This is a genomic window from Pseudomonas sp. P5_A12 (genome assembly GCF_056400685.1).
In genome coordinates this window covers 28970-53144 of record NZ_JBFUKU010000012.1, presented here as the reverse complement: position 1 = coordinate 53144, position 24175 = coordinate 28970, and the positions used below count along the sequence as shown (strand labels likewise).

Sequence of the window (24175 nt, the reverse complement as noted above, 5' to 3'; positions counted from 1 at the left end):
ATCTGTGCCTGCAAGCGTTGCTGCGCGCGCGGACCGACGTACAGCGCACCGATGCCTTTGGGGCCGTAGAGCTTGTGCGCGGAAAACGACATCAGGTCCACCGGCAAGCGGGCCAGATCGATGGCCACTTTGCCGGCACCTTGAGCGGCGTCGACATGGAACAACACGTCGCGAGCGCGGACGACTTCGCCGATGGAGGCGATATCGTTGACCGTACCCAGTTCGTTGTTGACCAGCATCAGCGACACCAGAAAGGTGTCTTCGCGCAATGCCTCGCTGACCGCTTGCGCTGTGATCAAACCATCGGCGTCAGGCACCAGATACGTCACAGCAACACCGGCGTCCTGCAATTGTTTCGCCGTGTCGAGAATTGCCTTGTGTTCGATCTGACTGGTAATGATGTGCCCGCCGCCGACGCCCCGTGCCTGGGCCACGCCCTTGAGCGCGAGGTTGTTGGATTCAGTGGCGCCGGAGGTCCAGACGATCTGCGCAGCCTGTGCGCCGACCAGTTCTGCAACCTGCTGCCGGGCGTGCTCGACCGACTGTCTGGCCTGCTGGCCAAAGGCGTGGGAGCTGGACGCCGGGTTGCCGAAATTGCCGGAAAAACCCAGACACTCGACCATGACCTTGATGACCCGCTCATCCACCGGCGTGGTGGCGGCGTAATCGAAATACAACGGACGTTTATTCATAAAAGACTCGCAGAGCGTGTTCCGGGATCAGGAGGCTCGTAACGGAAACGTCAAAGCGCAGCCTTGTGAGCTGCGCCGATATCTCAGTACGTTAGAAATACCTGATCGGAGGCCGTTAAAGAAGAACAACTTCATTTAAAAGTGCGTAGGAACGCTCCTGAAGTCGAGCTTAACAGGCATCGGGCAAGCGGTTGAAGCGATGCGTCAGCTAATGCTTTCAAGAAGTAACGGGTACAGCGAAGCCACCAACAGCAAGGCCATGCCCCAGTTGAACAGACGCAACCAGCGGCGATCCTTCAACACGTTGCGTAACAGCGTGCCGCACCCCGCCCAGACGCTGACGCTCGGCAAGTTGATCAACGCGAACACCGCCGCAATCACGAGCACATTGGTGAAATAGCCCTGCATTGGCGTGTAGGTGCTGATGGCACCGATAGCCATGATCCACGCCTTGGGATTGACCCATTGAAACGCCGCTGCACCCAGGTAACTGATGGGCTTGCTCTCCCCCTTCTCACTCTCGGAGACCGGACCTGAATGAGCAATTTTCCACGCCAGATACAGCAAATAGGCCGCGCCAACATAACGCAACACCGTGTAGAGCAAAGGATAAGTCTGGAACACGGCGCCGAGGCCAAATCCCACGGYAACCACCAGGACAAAGAAGCCACAGGTGATGCCCAACATATGCGGAATGGTGCGGTTAAAGCCGAAGTTCAGGCCCGATGCCAGCAACATCGTGTTGTTGGGGCCGGGAGTAATCGAGGTGACGAGCGCAAACAGGGCGAAGCCCATCAGCAGATCAAGTGAGAGCGTCATGGCGGCAGTCCATTAGGGTCAATCAAGTGTTAAGACCCTATCGCACGCCTTGCGGGAAACCCACGGACAGTTACGTAAAACTTCGAGCGGTACAGTTTTCGATCAGCTTGGCCGACCGTGAAGCTGTACAGCGCGTTCGGCGTTCATCTCACCTTGTTTATCAAAACCAAACGGTTTTTGCGGTTGACCGAGCAATGCTGCTTTCTTCGCGTGGTACTCCTCGAAAGACAGACCACGACGGTTCAATTCCTCAAGCGCCAATTCCCTGGATTCTTCGGCGGTGTATGGCCGTAATTCCGGTGAAGCATGGCTGGCACATCCGGCAAGCACGGAGATCGCAAGCAGCAAGAAAGTGGCGATTAGAGGTTTCATTGTTGGCGTCCTGCATCTGGGTTCGGGGGAATGAACACAGGCTACTCGCGCTATTTAAGTGGCAGAAATCAACGCTCTCGATAGTGGCTATCGACTTTGGCAAACACACTCAAGCCGCACCGACACATATTCTATTTAGGCCTATTAATATTTATTTAATGTCTTTTGAGGAATAACAAACAACCTTTATAACAACGCCATCGCTTCACGAACTGTTGCCTGAACAACTGTTTACCCGGCAACAGTCATCCAGCAAACAGCCCTGAAACCAGCACAGCGTTCACCGACAAACATGCTCAAAACCCCTTAAACAGGGGCCCGAAGGATTGGTACAGCTCTTGCTCAAGCCAAGGACTACTCACTGCTCCCTGAGCAACTGTTGAAAAAGGAACTGATCATGTCCCGTGCACTGAAAGTCGTTGCCCTCTCGGGCGGTACCTGGCGTCCGTCTCGCACCCTGGTGCTGACTCAGGCGCTTCTGAGCGAACTGTCGGCGCAATTGCCAATCGAGAGCAGGCTGATCGAACTCGGCGACATCGCCCGCCCCTTGGGTGCGGCCCTCTCACGACAAGAGCTGGGCGCCGAGATTGAAGCCGAGCTGCAAGCGATCGAGAACGCTGACCTGCTGATCGTTGCCGCGCCGGTTTATCGCGGCTCCTATCCGGGGTTGCTCAAGCACTTGTTCGACCTGATTGACCTCAATGCCCTGATCGACACGCCGGTGTTGCTGGCTGCCACAGGTGGCAGCGAACGTCACGCGCTGGTCCTCGATCATCAGTTGCGCCCACTGTTCAGTTTCTTCCAGGCCCTGACCTTGCCGATTGGTGTCTACGCCACTGAAGCCGATTTCTCCAACTACCAAATAACCAGTGAGCCCTTGAAGGCCCGCATTCGCCTTGCTGCCGAACGCGCCGCGCCGTTGTTCGGCGTGCCCCACAAAAATCTGCTGAAAATCGCTTAAGGATTTCTTCATGGATGTTTTCTGGTTCCTGCCTACCCACGGTGACGGTCATTACCTGGGCACCACTCAGGGCGCACGCCCGGTCACGCTCAACTACCTCAAACAAGTGGCCCAGGCCGCGGACAGTCTTGGCTATCACGGCGTGCTGATTCCCACAGGGCGTTCTTGCGAGGACTCGTGGGTAATTGCTTCGGCGTTGGTACCACTGACTGAACGCCTGCGTTATCTGGTGGCCATCCGTCCGGGGATCATCTCGCCGACGGTCTCGGCGCGCATGGCAGCCACGCTGGACCGTTTGTCGAACGGTCGCTTGTTGATCAACGTAGTGACCGGTGGCGACCCGGATGAAAACCGTGGCGACGGTATTTTCCTCGATCACAGCGAACGCTACGAAGTCACCGACGAGTTTCTGCAAATCTGGCGCAGGGTGTTGCAGGGCGAAGCGGTGGATTTCGAAGGCAAACACCTTCAAGTGCAGAACGCCAAGGCGCTGTATCCACCGGTACAAAAGCCCTACCCGCCGCTTTACTTCGGTGGCTCCTCCGAAGCCGCCCATGAACTGGCCGCCGAGCAGGTCGATGTCTACCTGACTTGGGGCGAACCACCGGCCGCCGTGGCGCAAAAGCTTGCCGATGTGCGCGAGCGCGCGGCGCGAAACGGTCGTACGGTGAAGTTCGGGATTCGCTTGCACGTGATCGTGCGCGAAACCGCCGAGGAAGCCTGGAAAGCCGCAGACAAACTCATCGAGCACATCAGCGATGAAACCATCGAGGCGGCGCAGAAGTCGTTCTCGCGTTTCGACTCCGAAGGCCAGCGACGCATGGCGGCACTGCATGACGGACGTCGTGACAACCTGGAAATTGCCCCCAATCTCTGGGCCGGTGTCGGTCTGGTGCGAGGCGGTGCCGGGACCGCGCTGGTAGGTGATCCTCAGCAAGTGGCCGCGAGAATCAAGGAATACGCGGACCTGGGGATCGAGAGTTTCATCTTCTCCGGCTATCCGCACCTTGAAGAGGCTTATCGCTTTGCCGAGCTGGTGTTTCCGTTGTTGCCGGAGCCCTACGCGAGTCTGGCCGGGCGCGGCGTTACCAACCTCACCGGGCCGTTTGGCGAAATGATTGCCAATGATGTGCTACCCACCAAAGCCACGGCCTGATGGACAACCCTTGTGTGAGCGAGCCTGCTCGCTCCCACAGGGGATTTGTGTCGAATTTATGAGGAACCCCCGCGTGACCGCCAAGCCGCACAGCACTCTGTTATCCCCATTGCAAACCGCCCGCCAATTGGCCGCCGGGTTTGCCCTGACCGCCGTCGAACGCGACGAGCGCGGCGGCACGCCCAAGGTTGAACGCGATGCCCTGCGCCACAGCGGCCTGCTGGGCTTGAGCATTCCCGTTCAGTACGGCGGTCTCGGCGCCAGTTGGAGTGAAACGCTGACCATCGTGCGTGAATTCGCCAAGGTGGACAGCTCGATTGCGCATGTCTTCGGCTTTCATCACTTGATGCTCGCCACCGTGCGCCTGTTCGCCAAGCCCGAACAATGGCAGCCATGGTTCGAACAGACCGCACGCAAGAACTGGTTCTGGGGTAACGCCCTCAACCCGCTGGACACCCGCACGGTAGTGAAAAACCTCGGTAGCTGGCGTGAGTTTTCCGGCAAGAAAAGCTTCTGCTCCGGCGCCAGCGATTCGCAGATGCTGATCGCCTCCGCCGTCGATGAAAGCGCAGGTGGCAAGCTGTTGATCGCCGCGATTCCCAGCGGTCGCAGTGGCATCACCCTGCACAACGACTGGAACAACATGGGCCAGCGCCAGACCGACAGCGGCAGCGCCACGTTCGAACGGGTGCGGGTCGAAGAGTCGGAACTGTTGCTGGATCCTGGCCCGTTGAGCACCCCGTTTGCCTGCTTGCGGCCGTTGATTGCGCAACTCACGTTCACGCACATGTTCCTCGGCATCGCCGAAGGCGCCTTCGAAGAAGCGCGGCAATACACGCTCACCGAAACCCGGCCGTGGCACAAATCCACTGTTCAGGATGTGCGTCAGGACCCTTATGTACTCGGCCATTACGGCGAATTCTGGGTCGCCCTCGAAGGCGTTCGATTGCTGGTGGAACGCGCCGCCGAACTGCTCGACAAGGCTTGGGCGAAAGGCCCGAATCTCAGCGCTGAAGAACGTGGACATCTGGCCACCGCCATCGCCACCGCCAAAGTCGCCGCCACACGCAACGGCCTGGATCTGTGTAGCCGGCTGTTCGAAGTGACCGGTGCGCGCTCGACACACGCCTCCCTGCGACTGGACCGCCACTGGCGCAACTTGCGCACGCAAACCCTGCACGACCCGGTGGATTACAAACTCCATGAACTGGGTGACTGGGCGTTGAACCAGGCCCTGCCGATTCCGACTTTCTATTCATAGCCCTCTCTTCATGGAGTGAACCCCATGCAACTGCTGACCCTACCGCCCTCGCCCGCGCTGGCCACCTCGATCCGCGCCACTGCGCAAGTGTTCGAAGACCCGAAATCCCGGGCTTTACTCGCTCATCTGCAACAAGTCGCGCCCAGTGAAGCCAGCGTGCTGATCATCGGCGAAACCGGCACAGGCAAGGAGTTGGTGGCGCGGCACATCCACAACCTCAGCGGCAGGCGCAACCGGCCGTTCGTGGCGGTGAACTGCGGCGCGTTCTCCGAATCGCTGGTCGAGGCCGAACTGTTCGGCCACGAAAAAGGCGCCTTCACCGGCGCATTGAGCGCCAAGGCTGGATGGTTCGAGGAGGCCGATGGTGGCACGCTGTTCCTCGATGAAATCGGTGATCTGCCGATGGCGATTCAGGTCAAGTTATTGCGTGTGTTGCAGGAGCGTGAAGTGGTTCGACTCGGCTCGCGCAAGAGCATTCCTATCGACGTGCGTGTACTGGCCGCGACCAATGTGCAACTGGAAAAAGCCATCAATGCCGGGCATTTTCGCGAAGACCTTTATTATCGTCTCGACGTGGTCAGCCTGGAGCTGAACCCTTTGCGCGAGCGGCCCGGCGATATCCTGCCGCTGACTCGACATTTCGTCGAAACCTACAGTCAGCGCCTGGGCTACGGCAGCATCACCATCAGCAAAGAAGCCGAACTGAAACTGCGCAGCTACAGTTGGCCGGGCAACATCCGCGAGCTGGAAAACGTCATCCACCACACGCTGCTGATCTGCCGTAACGGCGTGATCGAACGCGATGACCTGCGCTTGTCCAACATGCGCATCGAGCGCCAGGACGATTACAACGCCAACATCGACGATTCACCGGAAGCCTTGCTGGATCGGGCCTTTCAGAAACTCTTCGCAGAACAGGCCGGTGCACTGCATGAAAAAGTCGAAGACGCGTTGTTGCGCGCGGCCTATCGCTTCTGCCATTACAACCAGGTCCACACCGCAGCCCTGCTGGGCCTGAGCCGTAACGTGACGCGCACGCGGCTGATCAAGATCGGCGAGCTGGCCGTGAACAAGCGCCGGGTGATGGAAAATGTTCAGGGCGAACGTGTGATGCAGTTATCGATTTAGCGGGGGCGCAGCTGCTGGAATCGAATTCAACCTCCAAATTAGCGGCGCGGTCATCGTCGGAACGCCGCCCGGAGCAGGCTCRCTCCCACATTTGATCTGAGGTGTTCACAAATTTTGTGTTCACAGGAGATCCAGTGTGGGAGYGAGCCTGCTCCGGGCGGCGTTCCGAMGATGACTTACTGACATTCAATGAAGGTTTAGAACCCCGGCGCAATCTGCCCCTTGTAGCGGGTCAAAATGAACTGCCGAACCTCATCAGAATTCAACGCCTTGGCCAGTTTCTGCAAGCCCGGATCATTGATGTTGTCCGGCCGTGCCACCAGAAACTCGATGTACAAGCTCTTGCCCTTCTCGACGATCAACGCGCTATTGGTATCGATCCCCRCCTCCAGGGCGTAGTTGGCAAAGACAAACGCCAGGTCAACCTGACTCACGGAACGCGCCAGCAACGCGCCTTCCAGTTCACGAATTTTCAGGTGTCTGGAGTTGTCGACGATGTCCCGTTGAGTCGCCAGGGTATTGCTCGGGTCCTTGAGTTTGAGCAGCCCGGCTTCGTGCAACAGCACCAGCGCGCGGCCGCTGTTCACCGGGTCGTTGGGGATAGACACGGTGGCGCCGTCTTTCAGCTCGGCGATGTTTTTGATCTTGGTCGAGTAGGCACCGAACGGCTCAATGTGTACGCCGACTACGGGCACCAGATCGGTATGGCGAGACTTGTTGTAATCATCGAGAAACGGCCGGTACTGGTAGTAATTGGCGTCGAGGTTCTTCAACGCCAACTGCTGGTTGGGCTGGATAAAGTCGTTGAAGACTTTGATGTCCAGGTCCACGCCTTCCTTGGCCAGGGTCGGTTTGACGAATTCGAGGATTTCCGCGTGCGGCACCGGGGTCGCGCCGACGATGAGTTTTTCGTTGGCGTGAACGCTCAACGACACTAAGGCAGCCAGAATGGCCAGGGTCTTTTTCATGATGTGCTCCTAGGCAGCTTGAGTGGCCGTCGTTAGGTGGACGTGGGGCCTGATTGCTTTCTTTTGAATAAAACTTATCGTCGGCTGTAGCGCGCGACCAATCGGTCGCCGGTCATTTGCAGGGCCTGAACCAGGATCAGCAACAGCATCACCGTGACCACCATGACGTCGGTCTGAAAACGCTGGTAGCCGTAGCGGATCGCCAGGTCGCCCAATCCGCCGCCGCCAATCACCCCGGCCATCGCCGTGTAATCGACCAGCACAATCGCGGTCACCGTGACTGCCGCCAACAACCCTCCCCGCGCCTCGGGCAACAAGGTGTGGCGGATGATCTGCCACGTATTCGCGCCCATGGCCTGGGTTGCTTCCACGACCCCGCGATCCACTTCGCGCAGCGCCGTTTCCACCAACCGCGCGAAGAACGGCGTACAGCCGACCACCAGCGGTGGAATGGTCCCGGGCACGCCAAGCGAGGTGCCGACCAGCAGCGTGGTCAGGGGAATCAGCACGATCAGCAAAATGATGAACGGCAGCGAGCGCAGCATGTTCACGATCACCGACAGCACGCGGTAAACGCCGATCGCCTCATGCAACTGGCGCTTGCCGGTGAGGAACAGCACCACCCCCAGCGGCAGTCCTAGCAGCACGGTGAATCCCAGCGCGGCGCCGAGCATGCTCAGTGTGTCGAGGCAGGCCTGGGCGATGTCGGCCCAATAGATATGTTTCAGCAATTCGGCCATTGATCACGACCAGTCATGGCGCGGCGGTTTCACGCCGTTGAGCAGCCAGTTGCCAACCACGTGGTACTTCCAGCGCACCGGGTCATGCAGGGTATGGACCCGGGCGTTGCGCCAGTGGCGGTCGAAGTTGTGCTTCCTCAGTGTCGAGCGGGTGCCGCCGAGTTCGAAGAGTTTGTTGCTGGCTTCGATCGCAATTTCGGTGGTCAGCACCTTGGCCTTGGCCACTGCGAGGGAGGCTTGGGCGACATTGTCTGCGTCAGGCGCCGGACGCGCCGCATCCAGCGCTCGTCCTGCCCGCTCCAGCAAAGCTTCGGCGGCTTCCAGACGAATCTCCAGGCCGCCGATCTGGATGATGGTCAGTGGATCTTCACTGGCCTTTTCCACGCCTGCATCAATCCACGGCCGGGCGAATTGCTGAACGAAGGCGATGGTGTCGCGCAGTGCCGCGCGGGCAATGCCGGCGTCGATGGCCGCCGTGGTCAATTGCGCGAAGGGGCCAGCCAGCGTGGGCGTTTCATAGGAACGGTAGGTCGGGAACAGATTGAACGCCGAAACGTGCAAGTCCTCGGCGAGCACGGTGCCACTGGACGTGGTGCGCTGGCCGATGCTGTCCCAGTCGTCGACGATCACCAGCCCTTGGGTTCCGCGCTCAACGAACGCCAACTGACCCTTCTGTTCCTCATCCAGCGCCAACACCGCCAGCCAGTGGGCGTAGAGCGAACCGGTGCAGTAACCCTTGCGTCCGTTGATCACATGACCATCGCCATAGCGGCGGATGGTCGCCTGAATGTCCTGCACGTTTTTGCCGCCGGTTTCCGACAAGGCATTGGCAAAGCGATGGCCTTGCAGCGTCAGCTCGAAAAAGTGCGCCTGTTGTTCGGGTGTGCCTTGCAGTCGGATATCTTCGAGCAGGCAATAGTGGTTTTGCGGAATCTGCCCCAACGACGGGTCGGCGGCCGAAATGATCGCGATGACCTGCGCCAGCACCGCGTAAGACACCTGCGCGCCACCAAACTCGCGAGGCACGCTGATGCCCCACAAACCACTATTGGAATACAGATCGACGATCTCGGCGGGCACCTGTCGGGTGCGGTCGCGTTCGGCATCCTGTTCCAGCAGTACAGCGGCGACACGCTCGGCGACGCGCAAGGCTTCGGCTTCGTCGGCAATTCGATGGGCGGCCGGTGGGTTGATCGGATAAACGGCAGATTCAGGCATTTGAGGTTCCGGGCAGCAGTGTTTAACAGAGCCATTGCAGCTTCTGTGCCGAGGTCCAGCGCTATTGTTTTCAGGCAGTTGAAGGGTGTTTTTCAGGTTCTGGCATGACGCAGTAGAGCAATTTGCTGCTGCACTGTTGTTGGCTGAACAGCGTTGCAGCTCGTCGGGCGTTCGGTAGCCAACATGATGCTGACCTATATTTATTCGGCCGGAAATCGGCACAGGACATCTTTTCACCCACAACAACAAACAGGGAGATTCATCATGAGCGTCAAACCCATTCCAGAGGGTTATCACAGCATCACCCCGTATCTGGGCATCAAAAAAGCGGCTGAAGCGATCGAGTTCTACAAGAAGGCCTTTGGCGCCATCGAAGTCATGCGCCTGGCCATGCCGGACGGCGGGATCGGGCATGCCGAACTGAGGATCGGCGACTGCGCGATCATGCTCGGCACGCCGTGTGATCAAGGGCCGTTGAACAATCCTGACAATTCACCGTCGGTGGGCCTGCATCTGTATGTGACGGATGTGGACAAGTCTTATAACCAAGCCATTGCGGCGGGCGGCACGGTAGTGTCCGAGGTCAAGGATCAGTTTTACGGAGACCGTTCCGGGACGTTGAAGGATCCGTATGGGCACCTTTGGTTTCTGGCCACGCGCAAGGAGGATTTGACTCAAGAGCAGATTGAGCAGCGAGCCAAGGAGATGTTTCAGCAGGGTTGAGATCTTCAGTGCCTGACAGGCCCTTATCGCGAGCAGGCTCGCTCCCACAATTGATCCGCGTACTCCGCCCCATGTGGGAGCGAGCCTGCTCGCGATGGGGCCATCTCTAACACCACAAAACCACGCTTTATCCCCGCCCCCTCAACACCCCTTCGCAAATAAGAAACATTTACTTTCACTTCTCGTTTCAGGTTTACTGATTCTCATCCGTCTTATAGGCATGTAGTTGGCGTGTGCAAGCGAAAGCCACCGCCGGCCTTCTCATGGACCTCAACGCTGGGAAGCCCGCAGCAGAGGCCCTCTCATCGATACAAGACCTTTAATCATGTCGAAGAAATCCCGTTCCAAACTCTGGTTTCTGGTCCATAGCTGGCTGGCATTGCCGATCTGGTTTTTTGTGCTGATCGTCTGTGTCACTGGCACGCTGGCGGTGATCAGTCAGGAAATCGTCTGGCTGGCCAACCCGCAAATGCGTGCCGGCCAGCCGTCGGACGATGCGCCGCTGCTTAGCTATGACCAGATCATCGCGGCAATCAAACAGGCAGAACCTGACACGCTGGTCGAGTCCATCAGCCGCCCGGACGAGTCCCACTTTGCCCTCGATGTCGGGGTCAGTTATCCGGATGGTCGCTCGGTAACGGTGTACGTCAACCCGTACAGCGGCGTTATTCAGGGCACCGCCCCGGCATTCGATTTCAAGGCCTTTACCCGCGCACTGCACGGCTGGTGGCTGGTGCCGTTCACCAACGGTTACAGCTGGGGCTGGTACCTGGTGTCTTTCCTGAGCCTGCCGTTGCTGGCGTCACTGGTCACCGGGCTGGTGGTGTACAAACGCTTCTGGAAAGGTTTCTTGCGCCCGACCTTACGCATTCGTCATGGCGCGCGGATTTTCTGGGGCGACTTTCATCGCCTCAGCGGCATCTGGTCGATCTGGTTCATTGCGGTGATTTCCATCAGCAGCACCTGGTTCCTGATTCAGGCGTTCATGTTCGATAACCAGGTCACGATTTCCACCGCGCCCGTGGCCTTGGTGGTTTCGCGTGAAAGTGTACCGGTGACCGCTGACGGCTCGCCGGCGCCGACGATCAGCCTTGAAACTGCCATTGCACAGGCCAAAGAACGCATTCCTGGACTGGAAGACAGCTTCGTGACCCTGCCCGCCAATGCCTATAGCTACCTCACCGTGGGCGGCCGCAGTTGGTATCCACTGATGTTTCAGACCGCCGATATCAACCCGTATAACGGCGACATCGGCTCCACCCGCCTGCTGTCGGACCGCTCCGGCCTGGAGCTGGTGACCGAGTCCATGCGCCCCTTGCACACCGGCGATTTCGGCGGGATCTGGATCAAGCTGATCTGGTTCTTCTTCGGTCTGGTGCTGAGCATGATGGTCCTCAGCGGCTTGCTGATCTGGACCAAACGCACCGCCCTCGCCACGGCCAACGCCCTCAAGCGCAACGATAAACAATCGCGGGCTCGGACCACCTCGGAGGTTAGCCTGTGAGCACTCTCGCCAAGCAAAAACCGGACTCGACACTGCGCCGCTTCTGGCTCAAATGGCGTTTCCACATCAACGTGCTGCTGCTGTTGGTACCGCTGGGGTTCATGCCCAAATACTTCGCTGACGCGGCGCTGTTTCGCGGCGACACTGGGCTGGGTGAGCGAGAAGCCGGTGAAGTCCAGGTCGGTCCCTGGAGCCTGCGTCTGGCCGAATTCCGCAATGAGGCACCGACGCTCGACGGTCCGGCCGGCCACATGAAAAGCTTCACCGCCGCGCTGTGCGAGCGCTGCCGCGATCAGGTCAAGGCGACTTACCTGCGCATCGGTAAACCGCGCAGCCTGCGTGCCGCCGGGGTGATTTTCTTCGGCACGCCGCACCGCATGGGCGCCATGTTGCCGATCCCGGAAAAGACCAAGGCTGACGCCGACCTGTGGATCACCATGGAAGGCTGGGACGGCGCGATGCATCAAGCGTCGATCCCCTTGAGTCAGGCATCCCCCGCTACCCTCGCGTGGCTGAACAAACAAGGAGGCAAACCATGATCAACGCTTTACGTCCTCTGAGCGCCGCGTTACTGGTGCTCTGCGCCGGCTTCAGCGCCAGCGTCCTGGCGCACAACCCAATGTGCGAGTGCAAAGCCGTCGATGCCGAACAGATCAAATGCACCGGTGGTTTCTCCGACGGCAGCGGTGCGCCGGGCGTGACCCTGGACGTGATCGGTTACGACGAGACCATTCTGGTCCCGGGCAAGCTCGGTGACGATTCCACAGTGACCTTCAAGAAACCCGGCGCCGAATTTTATGTCCTGTTCGACGCCGGTCCCGGCCACGTCGTCGAGATCGACCAAGCGGACATCGAAGCCCCATGAGTACGCCAACCACTCAAATCGTCCGCCCGGCCGGTGCCGGCCATGAAACCCTTTATGTGCTGCTGTTGTGCCTGATGATTCTGGCAGTGGCTGGCTCGGTGGTCGCCTGTCGCCACGAGTCTCAGGCCGTGAGCAGTGTGAGTAGCCATCAACTGGATGCCCGGCGCGACTTGAGCGCYTCCGAACAAGGTATCTACGCCGACCTGCGAGTGACGCTGGACGAGATTCACCTGCTGCGTCAGGAACAGCCATCCCTGCCAACACCGGCGAACCTCGCCGATGAAGGTTTTGCACCCTTTGCCCAGGACGCCAGCTCGGTCAGTCGTGGCGACCATGCCTGGCAATTGCTCGATGCCAAGGCGTATTTCGGTCAAAGCCAGGCCCCCGCCGTGGCCGGTTCGTTTTTGATGCGCCTGAGCGCAGGCGACGATGCGCCGGACATCTGGCTCAACCGCACCGCGAATCTCAAAGCGCCGACTGACCTGGCCGATGCCTCCCTCGAAAGCGCCGGCTGGCAGCAGATCGTCGCGCAATTCGATGCCGGCGTGACCCGCCAGCACCGGCACTGAACCCTCGCCTTCACCCGAGAGAAGACCGCTTTCCCATGCCTATTTCATCTTACTTGCGCCTGCTATGGGTCGGCTTGCTGGCCTGCCTGCTGACCCCACTGGCCCATGCCGACGACGCCAAACGCCTGCGCATCGGCATCACCCTGCACCCTTATTACAGCTACGTGGCCAACATCGTCGGCGACAAGGCCGAGGTCGTGCCGCTGATTCCGGCCGGTTTCAACCCGCACGCCTACGAACCCCGCGCCGAAGACATCAAGCGCATCAGCGGGCTCGATGTGATCGTGCTCAATGGCGTCGGTCATGACGACTTCGCCGACCGCATGATCGCCGTCAGTGAAACGCCGAATATCCCGGTGATCGAAGCCAACGAAAACGTGCCGTTGCTGGCCGCCACCGGCGTCGCCGCTCGCGGCGCTGGCAAGGTGGTAAACCCGCATACGTTCCTGTCGATCAGCGCCTCGATTGCTCAGGTCAATAACATCGCCCGTGAACTGGGCAAGCTCGACCCGGCCAACGCCAAAACCTACACCCAGAACGCTCGCGCCTACGGCAAGCGTTTGCGGCAGATGCGCGCCGACGCCCTGGCGAAGCTGACCCAGGCGCCCAACGCCGAACTGCGAGTGGCCACGGTTCACGCGGCTTACGACTATTTACTGCGTGAATTCGGCCTCGAAGTCACCGCCGTGGTCGAACCGGCCCATGGCATCGAACCAAGCCCGAGCCAGTTGAAAAAAACCATCGACCAACTGCGCGAACTGGACGTGAAAGTGATCTTCTCGGAGATGGATTTCCCCTCCACCTACGTCGACACCATCCAGTGTGAATCCGGGGTGAAGCTGTACCCGCTGTCGCACATTTCCTACGGCGAATACACCGCCGACAAGTACGAAAAAGAAATGACCGGCAATCTCAACACCGTGGTCCGGGCGATACAGGAGTCTGGGGCATGACCGCTAAAGAAACACTCAACGAATCCAAATCCCCTGTGGGAGCAAGCCTGCTCGCGAAGGCGTCAAGTCAGTCAACATCATCTTTAAATGAGACACCGCATTCGCGAGCAGGCTYGCTCCCACAGGTTTCGGGCCCGACCCTGGATTTTGCGGAGGTCAGCCTGACCCTCGGGCGCACCACGATCCTCGACAAGGTGACCTTTCAGGTCTCGCCCGGCAGCGTGCATGCGCTGGTCGGCCCCAACGGTGGCGGCAAAAGTTCGCTGATCAAGACCCTGCTCGGGCAGATGCCGCATCAGGGTCGCCTGAGCCTCCAGTGGCCGGGCGATTCCGGAACCATCGGCTACGTGCCCCAAGCGCTGGAGTTTGATCGCGGCTTGCCAATGACCGTCGACGATTTCATGGCCGCCATGTGTCAACGGCGTCCGGCGTTCCTCGGCTTGAGCAAACACTACGCGGCGGCGATTGGTGAGGCGCTGGAACGGGTTGGCATGCAGGACAAGCGCAAGCGGCGCATGGGTGCGTTGTCCGGCGGAGAACGTCAACGGGTATTGCTGGCTCAAGGGCTGATCCCGGCACCGCAGCTGCTGGTTCTCGACGAACCGATGTCGGCACTGGATGAAGCCGGTATTCAAGTGTTCGAACGGCTGCTTGGCGACTGGCGCCGCAGCGGCATCACCGTGCTGTGGATCGAGCACGATCTGGAAGCCGTCGGGCGTCTGGCGGATCGCGTCACCGGGCTTAATCGCCGGGTGTTGTTCGACGCCACGCCGAAACAGGCACTGACCCCGGAACGCTTGCTGACCCTGTTCTCCACCCATCCACGGAGCGCTGCCTGATGAGTTACGAAGCCTTTCGCTTGATGGTTCAGGGCTGGGCGTCTTCGGGTTACCTGCCCGAGGCGCTGGCCTATGGTTTTGTGGTCAACGCATTGCTCGCCGGCCTGTTGATCGGTCCGGTGCTGGGCGGTTTGGGCACGTTGGTGGTGGTCAAGCGCTTCGCGTTTTTCTCCGAAGCGGTGGGTCACGCAGCACTGACCGGCGTGGCCATCGGCATTTTGCTTGGCGAACCCTACACCGGCCCTTACGGCAGCCTGTTTGGCTACTGTTTGCTGTTCGGCATCCTGCTCAATTACCTGCGCAACCGCACCGGCCTGGCGCCGGACACGTTGATTGGCGTATTTCTGTCCGTGTCGCTGGCATTGGGTGCGAGCCTGCTGCTGATTCTGGCGGGCAAGATCAACGTGCACATTCTGGAAAACGTGTTGTTCGGTTCGGTGTTGACCGTCAATGGCAATGACCTGGCGGTATTGGCGATTGTCGGTTCGCTGGTGATGGCGCTGGCCTTGCCGCTGTACAACCGCATCATGCTGGCCAGTTTCAACCCGCAACTGGCGGCGGTGCGCGGGGTGGCGGTGAAGACCCTGGATTATCTGTTTGTGATTCTGGTGACGCTGATCACCGTGGCGGCGGTAAAGGTCATCGGCGCGATTCTGGTGGGCGCCTTGCTGGTGATTCCAGCGGCGGCCGCGCGGTTGCTCAGTCAGTCGCTGAAAGGCTTTTTCTGGTGTTCGGTGCTGATCGCCACGGTTAGCACGCTGTGCGGGATTCTGGCGCCGATAGTCTTTGATCTGCCGATTCCGTCCGGTGCCGCGATCATTCTGGTGGCCGGTATCGCCTTCGCCCTGTCCGCCATTGCGCGCGGTGTCGTCCCCAGCCTGAAAGGGAACCTCGGATAAATGTCTTTTTCTCTGCGTCAACTGACCCTGGCCGTTGCCCTCTGCGGGCTGGTCAATACCTCCTTTGCGACGGACACCGCCAAACCGCTGCGCGTGCTGGCATCCTTGCCGATCACTTACGGGCTGGGCGAAGTGTTGCTCAAGGGCACCGACGTCAACCTTGAGCGTGCCGCACCGGCGAACCTGCCCGGCAGCCGTCAGACCGCTTATTTCACTGGCCGTGGCGCCCCGGCGCTGGCCAAACTGGCGACCGATGCCGATGCCGTGAYCGGCTTGCGTTCGTTGTGGCCGGATGATCCGCTCTACCCGATTTCCCGTCGCAGCAACATTCGCATCGTTGAAGTCGACGCCGCCCGCCCGGTGGACGGAGCCCTGCCCGGCATCGCCGTGCAGCCGGACAGCAAGGTCGACGGTTTGAACAGTCAGCCGTGGTTTTCCAGCAACAACATGGGACGCATGGCCGATGTGATGGCTGCTGATCTGGTGCGTCTGGCGCCAGAAGCCAAACCCAGGATCGAGGCTAATCTGGCGGTGTTGAAACAGCGCCTGCTCAAGTTCAGCGCGGACAGCGAAGCTCGGTTGGCCAGTGCCGACAACCTTAGCGTGATGAGCCTCAGCGATCACTTCGGCTATTTGATTGGCGCGCTCAATCTGGAGCTGATCGGGATCGATGCGCGGCCGGATGCCGAGTGGACGCCTGAAGCGCTCAAGCAGTTGGGGGCGACGCTCAAGGAAAACGATGTGGCGGTGGTGTTGCATCATCGGCAGCCTTCGGACGCCGTGAAAGCGGTGATTGCCGAGGCAGGTAGCCGGTTGGTGGTATTGAGTGTGGATGCGGCGGATCCGGTGGCGGAGCTGGAAGGGAATGTGGATTTGGTGATCAAGGGGTTGAACGGCGCGTAAGTGAGTTGGACCGCGTTATCGTTCTTCGCTGGCAAGCCAGCTCCTACAGGGGATTTGTGTCGCGCCATTGATCCAATGTAGGAGCTGGCTTGCCAGCGAAGGCGACCTGATAGACAACACAACTCTCAGGCATGAAAGAGCCCGCTGACCTTCTCGGTCCAGCGGGCTTCTTTTTGCGCAGTGATTCAGTGAGCCAAAGCCGCCTGCTCCTCCATCTTCAGACGTAAGCTCAGCGGACGCATGTCCGTCCAGGTTTCTTCGATGTAAGCCAGGCATTCCTTTTTCAAACCGCTCTTGCCCACCGTGCGCCAGCCGGCCGGTATCGCTTTGTAATCAGGCCAGATCGAGTATTGCTCTTCGTGGTTGACCACGACCTGAAAGAGGATGTCCTCGCGGTCGAATACGGAAGTCATGGTATTTCTCCATCGCTGTAGGGTGGGCTGCGCGGCGTGCGCATCCGTTATGTAGAAAGAACGTTCAAAGGGCGAAAAAATTTAGAGATTGGCAGTGGCGGCCACCATGGCCCGGCCGAATATCTCCGCCACCTGATCGATTTCAGCGGCCGTGATCACCAGCGGCGGCAGGAACCGCACCACGCCGCCGTGACGCCCGCCCAGCTCAAGAATCAATCCGCGCTTGAGGCATTCGCGCTGCACCAGCGGTGCCAGACGAGCAAATATCGGTGGATGGCCCTGAGCGTCTGGCGCGCCGTTCGGGTCGACCAGTTCAACGCCAAGCATCAAGCCGCGACCGCGGATGTCACCCAATTGCGGAAAATCCCGCTGCAGGATGCGCAGGTGTTCGCTCAAGCGTTCGCCCATCGCCGCCGCGTGCTCGCACACCTTGTGTTCGACCAGATAACGCATCACCGCGGAACCTGCGGCCATGGCCATCTGATTGCCACGGAAAGTCCCGGCATGCGCGCCAGGCAGCCAGGTATCGAGCCAGTCGCGGTAAATCACCACCGCCAGCGGCAAACTGCCACCGATGGCTTTGGACATCACCACCACGTCCGGAATGATCCCGGCGTGCTCGAAGGCGAACATCTTGCCGGTACGGGCGAACCCGCTCTGGATTTCATCGACGATCAGCGCCACGCCAGCCTTTTCGGTGATACGACGCACGCCCCGCAGCCAATCCAGATCGGCCGGGATCACCCCGCCCTCACCCTGCACCACTTCAACAATCACGGCAGCGGGCAATTGCACACCGGCCTCAGGGTCATTCAGCAGGTTTTCCAGGTAATTGAGATTGACCTGCACACCCTGCGCGCCACCTAGGCCGAACGGGCAACGGTAATCGTAGGGGTACGGCATGAACTGCACGCCGCTGCTGAGCAAGGCGCCCAACGGCTTTTTCGGCCCCAGGCTGCCCATCAGGCTCAAAGCGCCCTGGCTCATGCCGTGATAACCGCCCTGGAACGACAACACGGTGCTGCGTCCGGTGGCGGTGCGCACCAGTTTCAACGCGGCTTCCACCGCGTCGGTGCCGGTGGGGCCACAGAACTGGATCTTCGCCTCGGCCGCCAATGCTAGCGGCAGCAAACCAAACAGGTCCTGTACAAACTGATCCTTGACCGGCGTAGTCAGGTCGAGGGTGTGCAGCGGCAGCTCATCGCTCAGCACTTGCTGAATGGCTTCGATCACCACCGGATGGTTATGCCCCAGCGCCAGCGTGCCGGCACCGGCCAGACAATCGATGAAATGGCGGCCTTCGACGTCCTCGACATAAATACCCTTGGCGCGCTTCAGTGCCAGGGGGATGCGTCGTGGGTAGCTACGGGCATTGGATTCTTGCTGGTTTTGACGGGCCAGCAGCGGCGATTCGTTGAATTGGTAAAGTGTCTCGGCGAGCGCCGGGACAATCCGGGCCGGCTGATCTGCGATAAGGCTGGTAGCGACTGACATCTCTCGACACCTCAATAAGGTTTCCTGTTCTGGAAACGCATCAGGGGCTCAAGGATTTAGACCTTCGACAACGCTTTGTGCATGGGCAAGGCATGAAGCCCTGCCACAGGGGGATTTGTGTGGTTGTCAGACCGGTTGTAGCGGCATGGTCAACTCAACCCGCAGCCCATCCGGCTGACTGTCGAACCGCAACGTACAGCCGCAACGCTGGACAATCGCCTGAACAATCGCCAGCCCCAACCCGCAACCGGTGCTCTGGCCGTTGCGCCAGAAGCGCTGCGTCAGGTTTTGYAAATCCTCTTCGGCAATCCCCGGCCCATGGTCGCGAACCAGAAACCGCGCCCGATTGCCGGTGGTTTCCAGGCTCAATTCCACGGCCCCATCGCCCGGGGTATGGCGCAAGGCGTTGTCGAGCAGGTTGCGCAACGCGGCAATCGACAACACGGCGGGCATTTGCACCGGCGCATGGGAGAACTTGCTCGGCATTTGCAGCTTGATTCGCTGTCGATCCCCGCTGGCGGCGTCCTGAATCGCCAGTTTCGCCACTTGCTCGGCGCTACACTGTACGCCGTCATCGAAGGACAGGCTGCCCTCGACCCGCGCCAATAACAGCAATTGTTCAAGGGTCCGATGCATGCGGTCGGCGCCCTCTTCGGCCCGGGCCAGGGATTGATCCCGCGCCGCGCCATCGGTCATGCGCGCCACTTGCAGGTGGGTCTTGATCGCGGTCAGCGGGCTGCGCAGTTCATGCGCCGCATCGCCGGTCAGACGTCGCTCGCGCTCGATGGTCTTGCCGATCCGCTGAAGCAGTTGGTTCTGGGTATCCAGCAACGGTTGCAGCTCACTGGGCAGCGGCTGAATCTGCAAGGGTTCGAGGGAATCGGCGCTGCGTCGCATCAGCGCATCACGCATTCGGTTGAGCGGTGCCAGCCCTTGGCCGATGCCCAGCCACAGCAGGCACAGGCACCCGAGCAACGCCACGCCAACCGGCACCGACGCTGCCAGCAGAATAGACATGTTCAGCGCCTCGCGCTCGATCTGCCGGTCGGCGGTGGTGATGCGCAGATCGCCCCGGGCCAGCGTAAAGCTGCGCCATGGCGCACCGTCGATCATCTGATCGTGGAAGCCCATTTTCTCGGCTTCCAGTTTTTGCTCGGGGTCACTGTGACTGCGGGCGAGAATTTCCCCACGCAATGAACTGACCTGACAGGCCATACCGCCGGGAATGTTCAATTGCTCCGCACTGAAATGCGTGCCCTCGCCTTTGCTCGGCAGTGCCGGCAATTGCTCCAGCAACCCGGCGACCATCCGCGCTGAGGCCACCAGTCGCTGGTCCAGGGAAAACATCATCTGATTACGCAGGTCGCTGAGCATCCAGGCCGCGGCCAGGGCCCAAATCAGGGCAAAAGCGGCGCCGAGGGTCAGGCTCAGGCGCAAACGCAGGCTCATCACTTCACTTGATCTCCGCCATCAGCCGGCCCCAGGCGATAGCCCAGGCCGCGCACGGTTTCGACTATTCCGTTGCCGAGTTTGCGCCGCAGGTGATGGATGTGGACGTTGAGGGCGTTACTCTCCAGTTCGTCGTTGAAACCGTAGACGCTGTCCTTGAGTTGCTCGGTGGAGAGCACGCGACCGCGGTTATGCAGCAAGGCCTGCAACAACGCCTGCTCGCGGCGCGACAAGTCCACCGGTTGTCCACCGAGAAGGGTTTCGCGGCTGCTGGGGTTGTAAATCAGGGCACCATGCTCGATCAGGTTGACGCTGCGCCCGGCTACCCGGCGCAACAACGTGTGCAGACGCGCAGCCAGTTCACGCAGGTCGAACGGCTTGAGCAGGTAATCATCCGCACCGGCTTGCAGGCCATCGACGCGATCCGTCACTGAATCCCGTGCGGTGAGAATCAACACCGGAATCTCCAGACCGCTGTGACGCAGCTGCTGTAACAGTTTCAGGCCGTCTTCATCGGGAAGGCCGAGGTCGAGCACCATGACGTCGAATTCAGCGACCTTGAGCATCGCGCGCGCAGATGAAGCGGTGGCGACATGCTCGACCGTCAGGCCCTGTGCGGTGAGGCCGGCGACAATGCCGCTGGCGATCAGCTCATCGTCTTCACAAACCAATACGTGCATGGGGAGCCCCGTAGAAAAAAGGTGATTAAGCCGTTGGCCGATTAAGCGGACATTATGCCGCAAGCGCCATGGCGACAAGGCGACTGCGGTTAATCATTGGTTAATCGCCGCCTCCCATTGTGCACCTCAACTGCACAGGGATAAGGCTTACCCATGCGTCGTCTGTTTGTATTTTTCGTCCTCTTGATCTCGGGTCTGGCCCAGGCAGGGACCAATCCGTTCGACACCAAACCTGAATTTCTGCCGGTGGAAAAGGCGTTCGTCTTCACGTCCGAACGCCTTGAATCGGGTGAAACGCAGCTCTACTGGCAGATCACCGACGGTTATTACCTTTATCAGAAACGCTTGAAATTCGATGGTTTGCCTGCTGAACAGCATCCCGCCTTGCCGGAAGGCGAAGCGCACAGTGATGAGTTCTTCGGGGAACAACAGGTTTACCGCCAGGGTTTGGAACTGAAGATCCCGGCCGGCGCGACCGGGCAGATCAAGGTGGGCTTCCAGGGCTGTGCCGATGCCGGTTTGTGTTATCCACCGCAGACGCAGGTGGTGGATTTGGGCGGTAACGTCCCGGTTGGCGCAAACGAAGCACCGGATCAAGCCTTGGCCAGTGACCTGCAACAACGGGCGCTGGGTTGGAGTTTGCTGGTGTTTTTTGGCCTGGGGCTGTTGCTGGCGTTCACGCCTTGTTCGTTGCCGATGCTGCCGATTCTGGCGGGTTTGATTGTGGGCAGCGGCGCCACGCCTAAACGTGGGTTTGCTTTGGCGGGCAGCTACGTKGTGAGCATGGCGCTGGTGTATGCGGCGATGGGCGTGTTGGCCGCGTTGCTCGGTGCGAACTTGCAAGCGCTGCTGCAAAACCCGTGGCTGCTGGGCAGTTTCGCCGCAGTGTTTGTGCTGTTGGCGTTGCCGATGTTCGGTTTCTTCGAGCTGCAACTGCCGGTGGCCGTGCGCGACCGCCTGGAAAACGTGTCGCGCAATCAGCGTGGCGGCAGTCTGGTCGGCGCTGGTGCGCTGGGCGCTTTGTCCGGCTTGCTGGTGGGTCCGTGCATGACCGCGCCGTTGGCGGGTGCCCTGCTCTACATCGCGCAAAGCGGTAATGCGTTGCATGGCGGGCTGATTCTGTTCGCCATGGGCATTGGCATCGGTGTGCCGCTGCTGTTGCTGGTAACGATCGGCAACCGCTTCCTGCCCAAACCCGGCGCCTGGATGAACCTGCTCAAAGGCATCTTCGGTTTCCTGTTCCTTGCCACGGCGTTGCTGATGTTGCGCCCGGTATTGGAGCAATCGCTATGGATCGGTTTGTGTGGCGCACTGTTGCTGATGGCGGCTTACAGCGCTTGGCGCCAGTCCAGCGGTTTTGGCCGTACGGCGCACGTGTTCGGTGTCAGTTCGTTACTGCTGGGTTTGTGGGGCAGCCTGCTGGTGATCGGCGCAGCGGGCGGTAGCGACGATTTGTTTCAACCACTGCAGGTCTATCGCGGTTCAAACACGGCCAGTGCCGCCGCACCTGTTGGCCACGAAGCCTTCACCACGATCAAAGACCCGCAAGCGCTGCAACGTGAACTGGATGCGGCCAAGGCTCAAGACCAGTGGGTGCTACTGGATTACTACGCCGACTGGTGCGTCTCGTGCAAAGTCATGGAAAAACAGGTCTTCGGCAAAGCCAAGGTGATGCAAGCGTTGAGCGATGTGCGCTTGCTCCGGTTGGATGTGACCGCCGACAATGCCGCCAGCCGCGAACTGCTCGGCCGTTATAAAGTGCCGGGACCGCCGAGTTTTGTGTGGATCGGTGCCGACGGCGAAGAGCGTCGCAGCCAGCGCATCACCGGCGAGGTCGATGCCGACACCTTCCTGCAACGCTGGAACACCACCCGAGAAGCCCGTTAATGCTGACTTTTACCCTCGGCACCTTTGCCATCGCGCTTAATCATCTGCTGCTGATCAGCGCCCTGGCGTTGGCGACGTTTGTCGGCTGGCGGGTGGCCAAGCGGGGTGGCGAAAACCCCGAGTCGGTGCTGTTCAGCCTGTTCCTGACGGGCATGCTGGCGGCCCGGGTCAGTTTCGTCGCCGTTTACTGGACGCACTATCGCAACGATCCGTGGCAAATCATCGACCTGCGCGACGGTGGTTTTCTCGCCTGGCCCGGGGTGATCGTGTTGCTGCTCGCGGCGTTGTATCGCGGCTGGCGACGACCGGGTTTGCGCCGGCCACTGGGATTCGGCGTGGGCAGCGGTCTGGCGTTCTGGCTACTGGCGACCCTCTCCCTGGGCATTTACGAACAAGGCACACGCCTGCCGGAAATCACCTTGCGCAATGCCGCCGGTGAAACCGTGCAATTGGCCGATTACCAGGGCGGTCCGCTGGTGATCAATCTCTGGGCCACCTGGTGCCCGCCGTGCCGTCGGGAAATGCCGGTACTGGAAAATGCCCAGCAACAGCGGCCGGACCTGACTTTCCTGTTCGTCAATCAGGCCGAAAGCATGCAAAGCGTCGCCACCTTCCTCGAAACCCAGGGCCTGAGCCTGACCAATGTGCTGTTCGATGGCAGTGGTCGTTTGGGTCAGGCCGTGGGTTCGATGGCGTTGCCGACGACGCTGTTCTATAGCCATGACGGTCGCCTGCTCGGCAGCCATTTGGGCGAACTCTCGCAAGCCAGCCTGGCCCGCGCCCTGGAAAACTTCGACCCCACTCCTTCCGCCACACCGTCCCCCTCTTCAAGGAAACTGCCATGCCCCGCCTCCGCCACCTGCTGACGCTGACCCTGGGCGCTGCCCTGCTGCACCTGCCGTCGGTACAGGCCGCTGAAGAACTGCCTGAAGCGATCAAGAAGATCGAAGCCAAGGGTGCGAAAATCGTCGGCCAGTTCGACGCCCCCGACGGCTTGCGCGGTTACGCAGCGCAATACCAGAACCGTGGCATGGCGTTGTACCTGACCCCGGATGGCAAGCATGTATTGCTCGGCAACCTCTTCGATGCCGAGGGCAACGACCTGACCACCGCACCGTTGCAAAAGCTGGTTTACGCACCAATGGCCAAGGAAGTCTGGGGCAAGATGGAAGCCAGCAACTGGATCGCTGATGGCAAAAAAGATGCCCCGCGTATCGTCTATCTGTTCAGCGATCCGAACTGCCCTTATTGCAACGTGTTCTGGGAACAGGCACGGCCGTGGGTGAAGGCCGGCAAGGTGCAATTGCGGCACATCATGGTCGGGATCATTCGCGAAGACAGTCCGGGCAAATCGGCGGCGCTGCTGGCGGCCAAAGACCCGGAAAAAGCGCTGGAAGAACACGAAAAGGCGGGCAAGGAGAGTTCGTTAAAAGCCCTCAAGGAGGTRCCGCCGGCAATTCAGGCGAAACTGGCGGCGAACATGCAGTTGATGGAAGACCTGGAGTTGCAGGCAACCCCGGCGATTTTCTACAGGGATGACAAGGGCGAGCTGCAACAGCAACAAGGCGCGCCTTCGCCGGACAAGTTGGCGAAGATTCTGGGACCGAAGTAAGCCTGACCGGCCCCATCGTCGGAACGCCGCCCGGAGCCGGCTCGCTCCCACAAGTGGAATGCATTCCAAC

The 24175-nt window shown here is 60.1% G+C and carries 26 protein-coding genes; 16 read left to right on the top strand and 10 right to left on the bottom strand.

Annotated elements, in window-relative coordinates:
• From AC1DSG_RS03500 to AC1DSG_RS03490, 3 genes are all read right to left on the bottom strand, one after another.
• Window positions 1-692, bottom strand: a 692-nt coding sequence (locus tag AC1DSG_RS03500; RefSeq protein ID WP_477789606.1) for an aminotransferase class V-fold PLP-dependent enzyme, incomplete at its 3' end; no start/stop codon positions are given.
• Window positions 693-896: 204 nt separating this feature from the next.
• On the bottom strand, window positions 897-1511 hold the full coding sequence (locus AC1DSG_RS03495) for a LysE family translocator (RefSeq protein WP_477789605.1): 615 nt from the start codon (window positions 1509-1511) through the stop codon (window positions 897-899).
• Between the two features lie 102 nt (window positions 1512-1613).
• Window positions 1614-1883 carry a hypothetical protein gene (locus AC1DSG_RS03490; RefSeq protein WP_477789604.1) on the bottom strand — a complete coding sequence of 90 codons (270 nt, stop codon included), beginning with the start codon at window positions 1881-1883 and terminating at the stop codon, window positions 1614-1616.
• Window positions 1884-2280: 397 nt separating this feature from the next.
• Here AC1DSG_RS03490 and msuE point away from each other — a divergent pair, with 397 nt between their 5' ends.
• The 4 genes from msuE to AC1DSG_RS03470 all read left to right on the top strand — a co-directional run bounded on the left by msuE (window position 2281) and on the right by AC1DSG_RS03470 (window position 6389).
• Window positions 2281-2844 carry an FMN reductase gene (gene msuE / locus AC1DSG_RS03485; protein ID WP_477789603.1) on the top strand — a complete coding sequence of 188 codons (564 nt, stop codon included), beginning with the start codon at window positions 2281-2283 and terminating at the stop codon, window positions 2842-2844.
• 10 nt (window positions 2845-2854) lie between these two features.
• Entirely contained in the window at window positions 2855-4000 is a 1146-nt protein-coding gene (gene ssuD / locus AC1DSG_RS03480) for an FMNH2-dependent alkanesulfonate monooxygenase (RefSeq protein WP_477789602.1), read from the top strand.
• Between the two features lie 73 nt (window positions 4001-4073).
• The gene (locus tag AC1DSG_RS03475) at window positions 4074-5261 is read left to right on the top strand and encodes an acyl-CoA dehydrogenase family protein (protein WP_477789601.1); all 1188 of its coding nucleotides are present in this window, start codon (window positions 4074-4076) and stop codon (window positions 5259-5261) included.
• 24 nt (window positions 5262-5285) lie between these two features.
• Entirely contained in the window at window positions 5286-6389 is a 1104-nt protein-coding gene (locus tag AC1DSG_RS03470; RefSeq protein ID WP_477789600.1) for a sigma-54 interaction domain-containing protein, read from the top strand.
• A gap of 197 nt (window positions 6390-6586) precedes the next feature.
• Here the strand turns inward: AC1DSG_RS03470 and AC1DSG_RS03465 are convergent, their stop codons facing one another.
• From AC1DSG_RS03465 to AC1DSG_RS03455, 3 genes are all read right to left on the bottom strand, one after another.
• Window positions 6587-7357 carry a MetQ/NlpA family ABC transporter substrate-binding protein gene (locus AC1DSG_RS03465; protein WP_477789599.1) on the bottom strand — a complete coding sequence of 257 codons (771 nt, stop codon included), beginning with the start codon at window positions 7355-7357 and terminating at the stop codon, window positions 6587-6589.
• A 74-nt stretch (window positions 7358-7431) separates the two neighbouring features.
• Window positions 7432-8097: a methionine ABC transporter permease gene (locus AC1DSG_RS03460; RefSeq protein ID WP_477789598.1), complete on the bottom strand. Its 666-nt coding sequence runs from the start codon at window positions 8095-8097 to the stop codon at window positions 7432-7434.
• A 3-nt stretch (window positions 8098-8100) separates the two neighbouring features.
• Window positions 8101-9315: an SfnB family sulfur acquisition oxidoreductase gene (locus AC1DSG_RS03455; protein WP_477789597.1), complete on the bottom strand. Its 1215-nt coding sequence runs from the start codon at window positions 9313-9315 to the stop codon at window positions 8101-8103.
• Window positions 9316-9579: 264 nt separating this feature from the next.
• Here AC1DSG_RS03455 and AC1DSG_RS03450 point away from each other — a divergent pair, with 264 nt between their 5' ends.
• From AC1DSG_RS03450 to AC1DSG_RS03410, 9 genes are all read left to right on the top strand, one after another.
• The gene (locus AC1DSG_RS03450; RefSeq protein WP_477789596.1) at window positions 9580-10038 is read left to right on the top strand and encodes a VOC family protein; all 459 of its coding nucleotides are present in this window, start codon (window positions 9580-9582) and stop codon (window positions 10036-10038) included.
• Window positions 10039-10363: 325 nt separating this feature from the next.
• The gene (locus tag AC1DSG_RS03445; protein WP_477789595.1) at window positions 10364-11542 is read left to right on the top strand and encodes a PepSY-associated TM helix domain-containing protein; all 1179 of its coding nucleotides are present in this window, start codon (window positions 10364-10366) and stop codon (window positions 11540-11542) included.
• Window positions 11539-12081 (top strand): thiamine pyrophosphate-binding protein, encoded by a 543-nt coding sequence (locus AC1DSG_RS03440; RefSeq protein WP_477789594.1) that lies wholly within the window; start codon window positions 11539-11541, stop codon window positions 12079-12081. The genes AC1DSG_RS03445 and AC1DSG_RS03440 overlap by 4 nt, the downstream gene beginning before the upstream one ends.
• A complete protein-coding gene (locus tag AC1DSG_RS03435; RefSeq protein WP_477789593.1) occupies window positions 12078-12407 on the top strand; it encodes a hypothetical protein in 330 nt (109 codons plus the stop codon). The genes AC1DSG_RS03440 and AC1DSG_RS03435 overlap by 4 nt, the downstream gene beginning before the upstream one ends.
• Window positions 12404-12976 (top strand): DUF6162 family protein, encoded by a 573-nt coding sequence (locus AC1DSG_RS03430; protein ID WP_477789592.1) that lies wholly within the window; start codon window positions 12404-12406, stop codon window positions 12974-12976. Before AC1DSG_RS03435 ends, AC1DSG_RS03430 begins: the two co-directional genes overlap by 4 nt.
• Window positions 12977-13011: 35 nt before the next feature.
• Window positions 13012-13929 (top strand): metal ABC transporter substrate-binding protein, encoded by a 918-nt coding sequence (locus AC1DSG_RS03425; protein WP_477789591.1) that lies wholly within the window; start codon window positions 13012-13014, stop codon window positions 13927-13929.
• Complete coding sequence (locus AC1DSG_RS03420; protein ID WP_477789590.1) at window positions 13926-14768, top strand: metal ABC transporter ATP-binding protein; 843 nt, start codon at window positions 13926-13928, stop codon at window positions 14766-14768. The genes AC1DSG_RS03425 and AC1DSG_RS03420 overlap by 4 nt, the downstream gene beginning before the upstream one ends.
• Entirely contained in the window at window positions 14768-15667 is a 900-nt protein-coding gene (locus AC1DSG_RS03415) for a metal ABC transporter permease (RefSeq protein ID WP_027925783.1), read from the top strand. The genes AC1DSG_RS03420 and AC1DSG_RS03415 overlap by 1 nt, the downstream gene beginning before the upstream one ends.
• Entirely contained in the window at window positions 15668-16570 is a 903-nt protein-coding gene (locus tag AC1DSG_RS03410; RefSeq protein WP_477789589.1) for a metal ABC transporter substrate-binding protein, read from the top strand. It abuts the gene before it with no gap.
• A gap of 185 nt (window positions 16571-16755) precedes the next feature.
• Here AC1DSG_RS03410 and AC1DSG_RS03405 read toward each other — a convergent pair whose 3' ends face one another.
• From AC1DSG_RS03405 to AC1DSG_RS03390, 4 genes are all read right to left on the bottom strand, one after another.
• On the bottom strand, window positions 16756-16983 hold the full coding sequence (locus tag AC1DSG_RS03405; protein WP_477789588.1) for an MbtH family protein: 228 nt from the start codon (window positions 16981-16983) through the stop codon (window positions 16756-16758).
• Window positions 16984-17064: 81 nt separating this feature from the next.
• On the bottom strand, window positions 17065-18477 hold the full coding sequence (locus tag AC1DSG_RS03400) for a diaminobutyrate--2-oxoglutarate transaminase (protein ID WP_477789587.1): 1413 nt from the start codon (window positions 18475-18477) through the stop codon (window positions 17065-17067).
• Between the two features lie 126 nt (window positions 18478-18603).
• Window positions 18604-19929 (bottom strand): ATP-binding protein, encoded by a 1326-nt coding sequence (locus tag AC1DSG_RS03395; protein ID WP_477789586.1) that lies wholly within the window; start codon window positions 19927-19929, stop codon window positions 18604-18606.
• Complete coding sequence (locus tag AC1DSG_RS03390) at window positions 19926-20606, bottom strand: response regulator (RefSeq protein ID WP_477789585.1); 681 nt, start codon at window positions 20604-20606, stop codon at window positions 19926-19928. Before AC1DSG_RS03390 ends, AC1DSG_RS03395 begins: the two co-directional genes overlap by 4 nt.
• Window positions 20607-20759: 153 nt before the next feature.
• Here AC1DSG_RS03390 and dsbD point away from each other — a divergent pair, with 153 nt between their 5' ends.
• From dsbD to dsbG, 3 genes are read left to right on the top strand one after another with little or no spacing between them, the layout of a single operon-like run.
• Window positions 20760-22493, top strand: a complete 1734-nt coding sequence (dsbD, locus tag AC1DSG_RS03385; RefSeq protein WP_477789584.1) for a protein-disulfide reductase DsbD — start codon at window positions 20760-20762, stop codon at window positions 22491-22493.
• Window positions 22493-23359 carry a TlpA family protein disulfide reductase gene (locus AC1DSG_RS03380; RefSeq protein ID WP_477789583.1) on the top strand — a complete coding sequence of 289 codons (867 nt, stop codon included), beginning with the start codon at window positions 22493-22495 and terminating at the stop codon, window positions 23357-23359. The genes dsbD and AC1DSG_RS03380 overlap by 1 nt, the downstream gene beginning before the upstream one ends.
• Entirely contained in the window at window positions 23335-24105 is a 771-nt protein-coding gene (dsbG, locus tag AC1DSG_RS03375) for a thiol:disulfide interchange protein DsbG (RefSeq protein ID WP_477789582.1), read from the top strand. Before AC1DSG_RS03380 ends, dsbG begins: the two co-directional genes overlap by 25 nt.
• Window positions 24106-24175 lie beyond the last annotated feature (70 nt).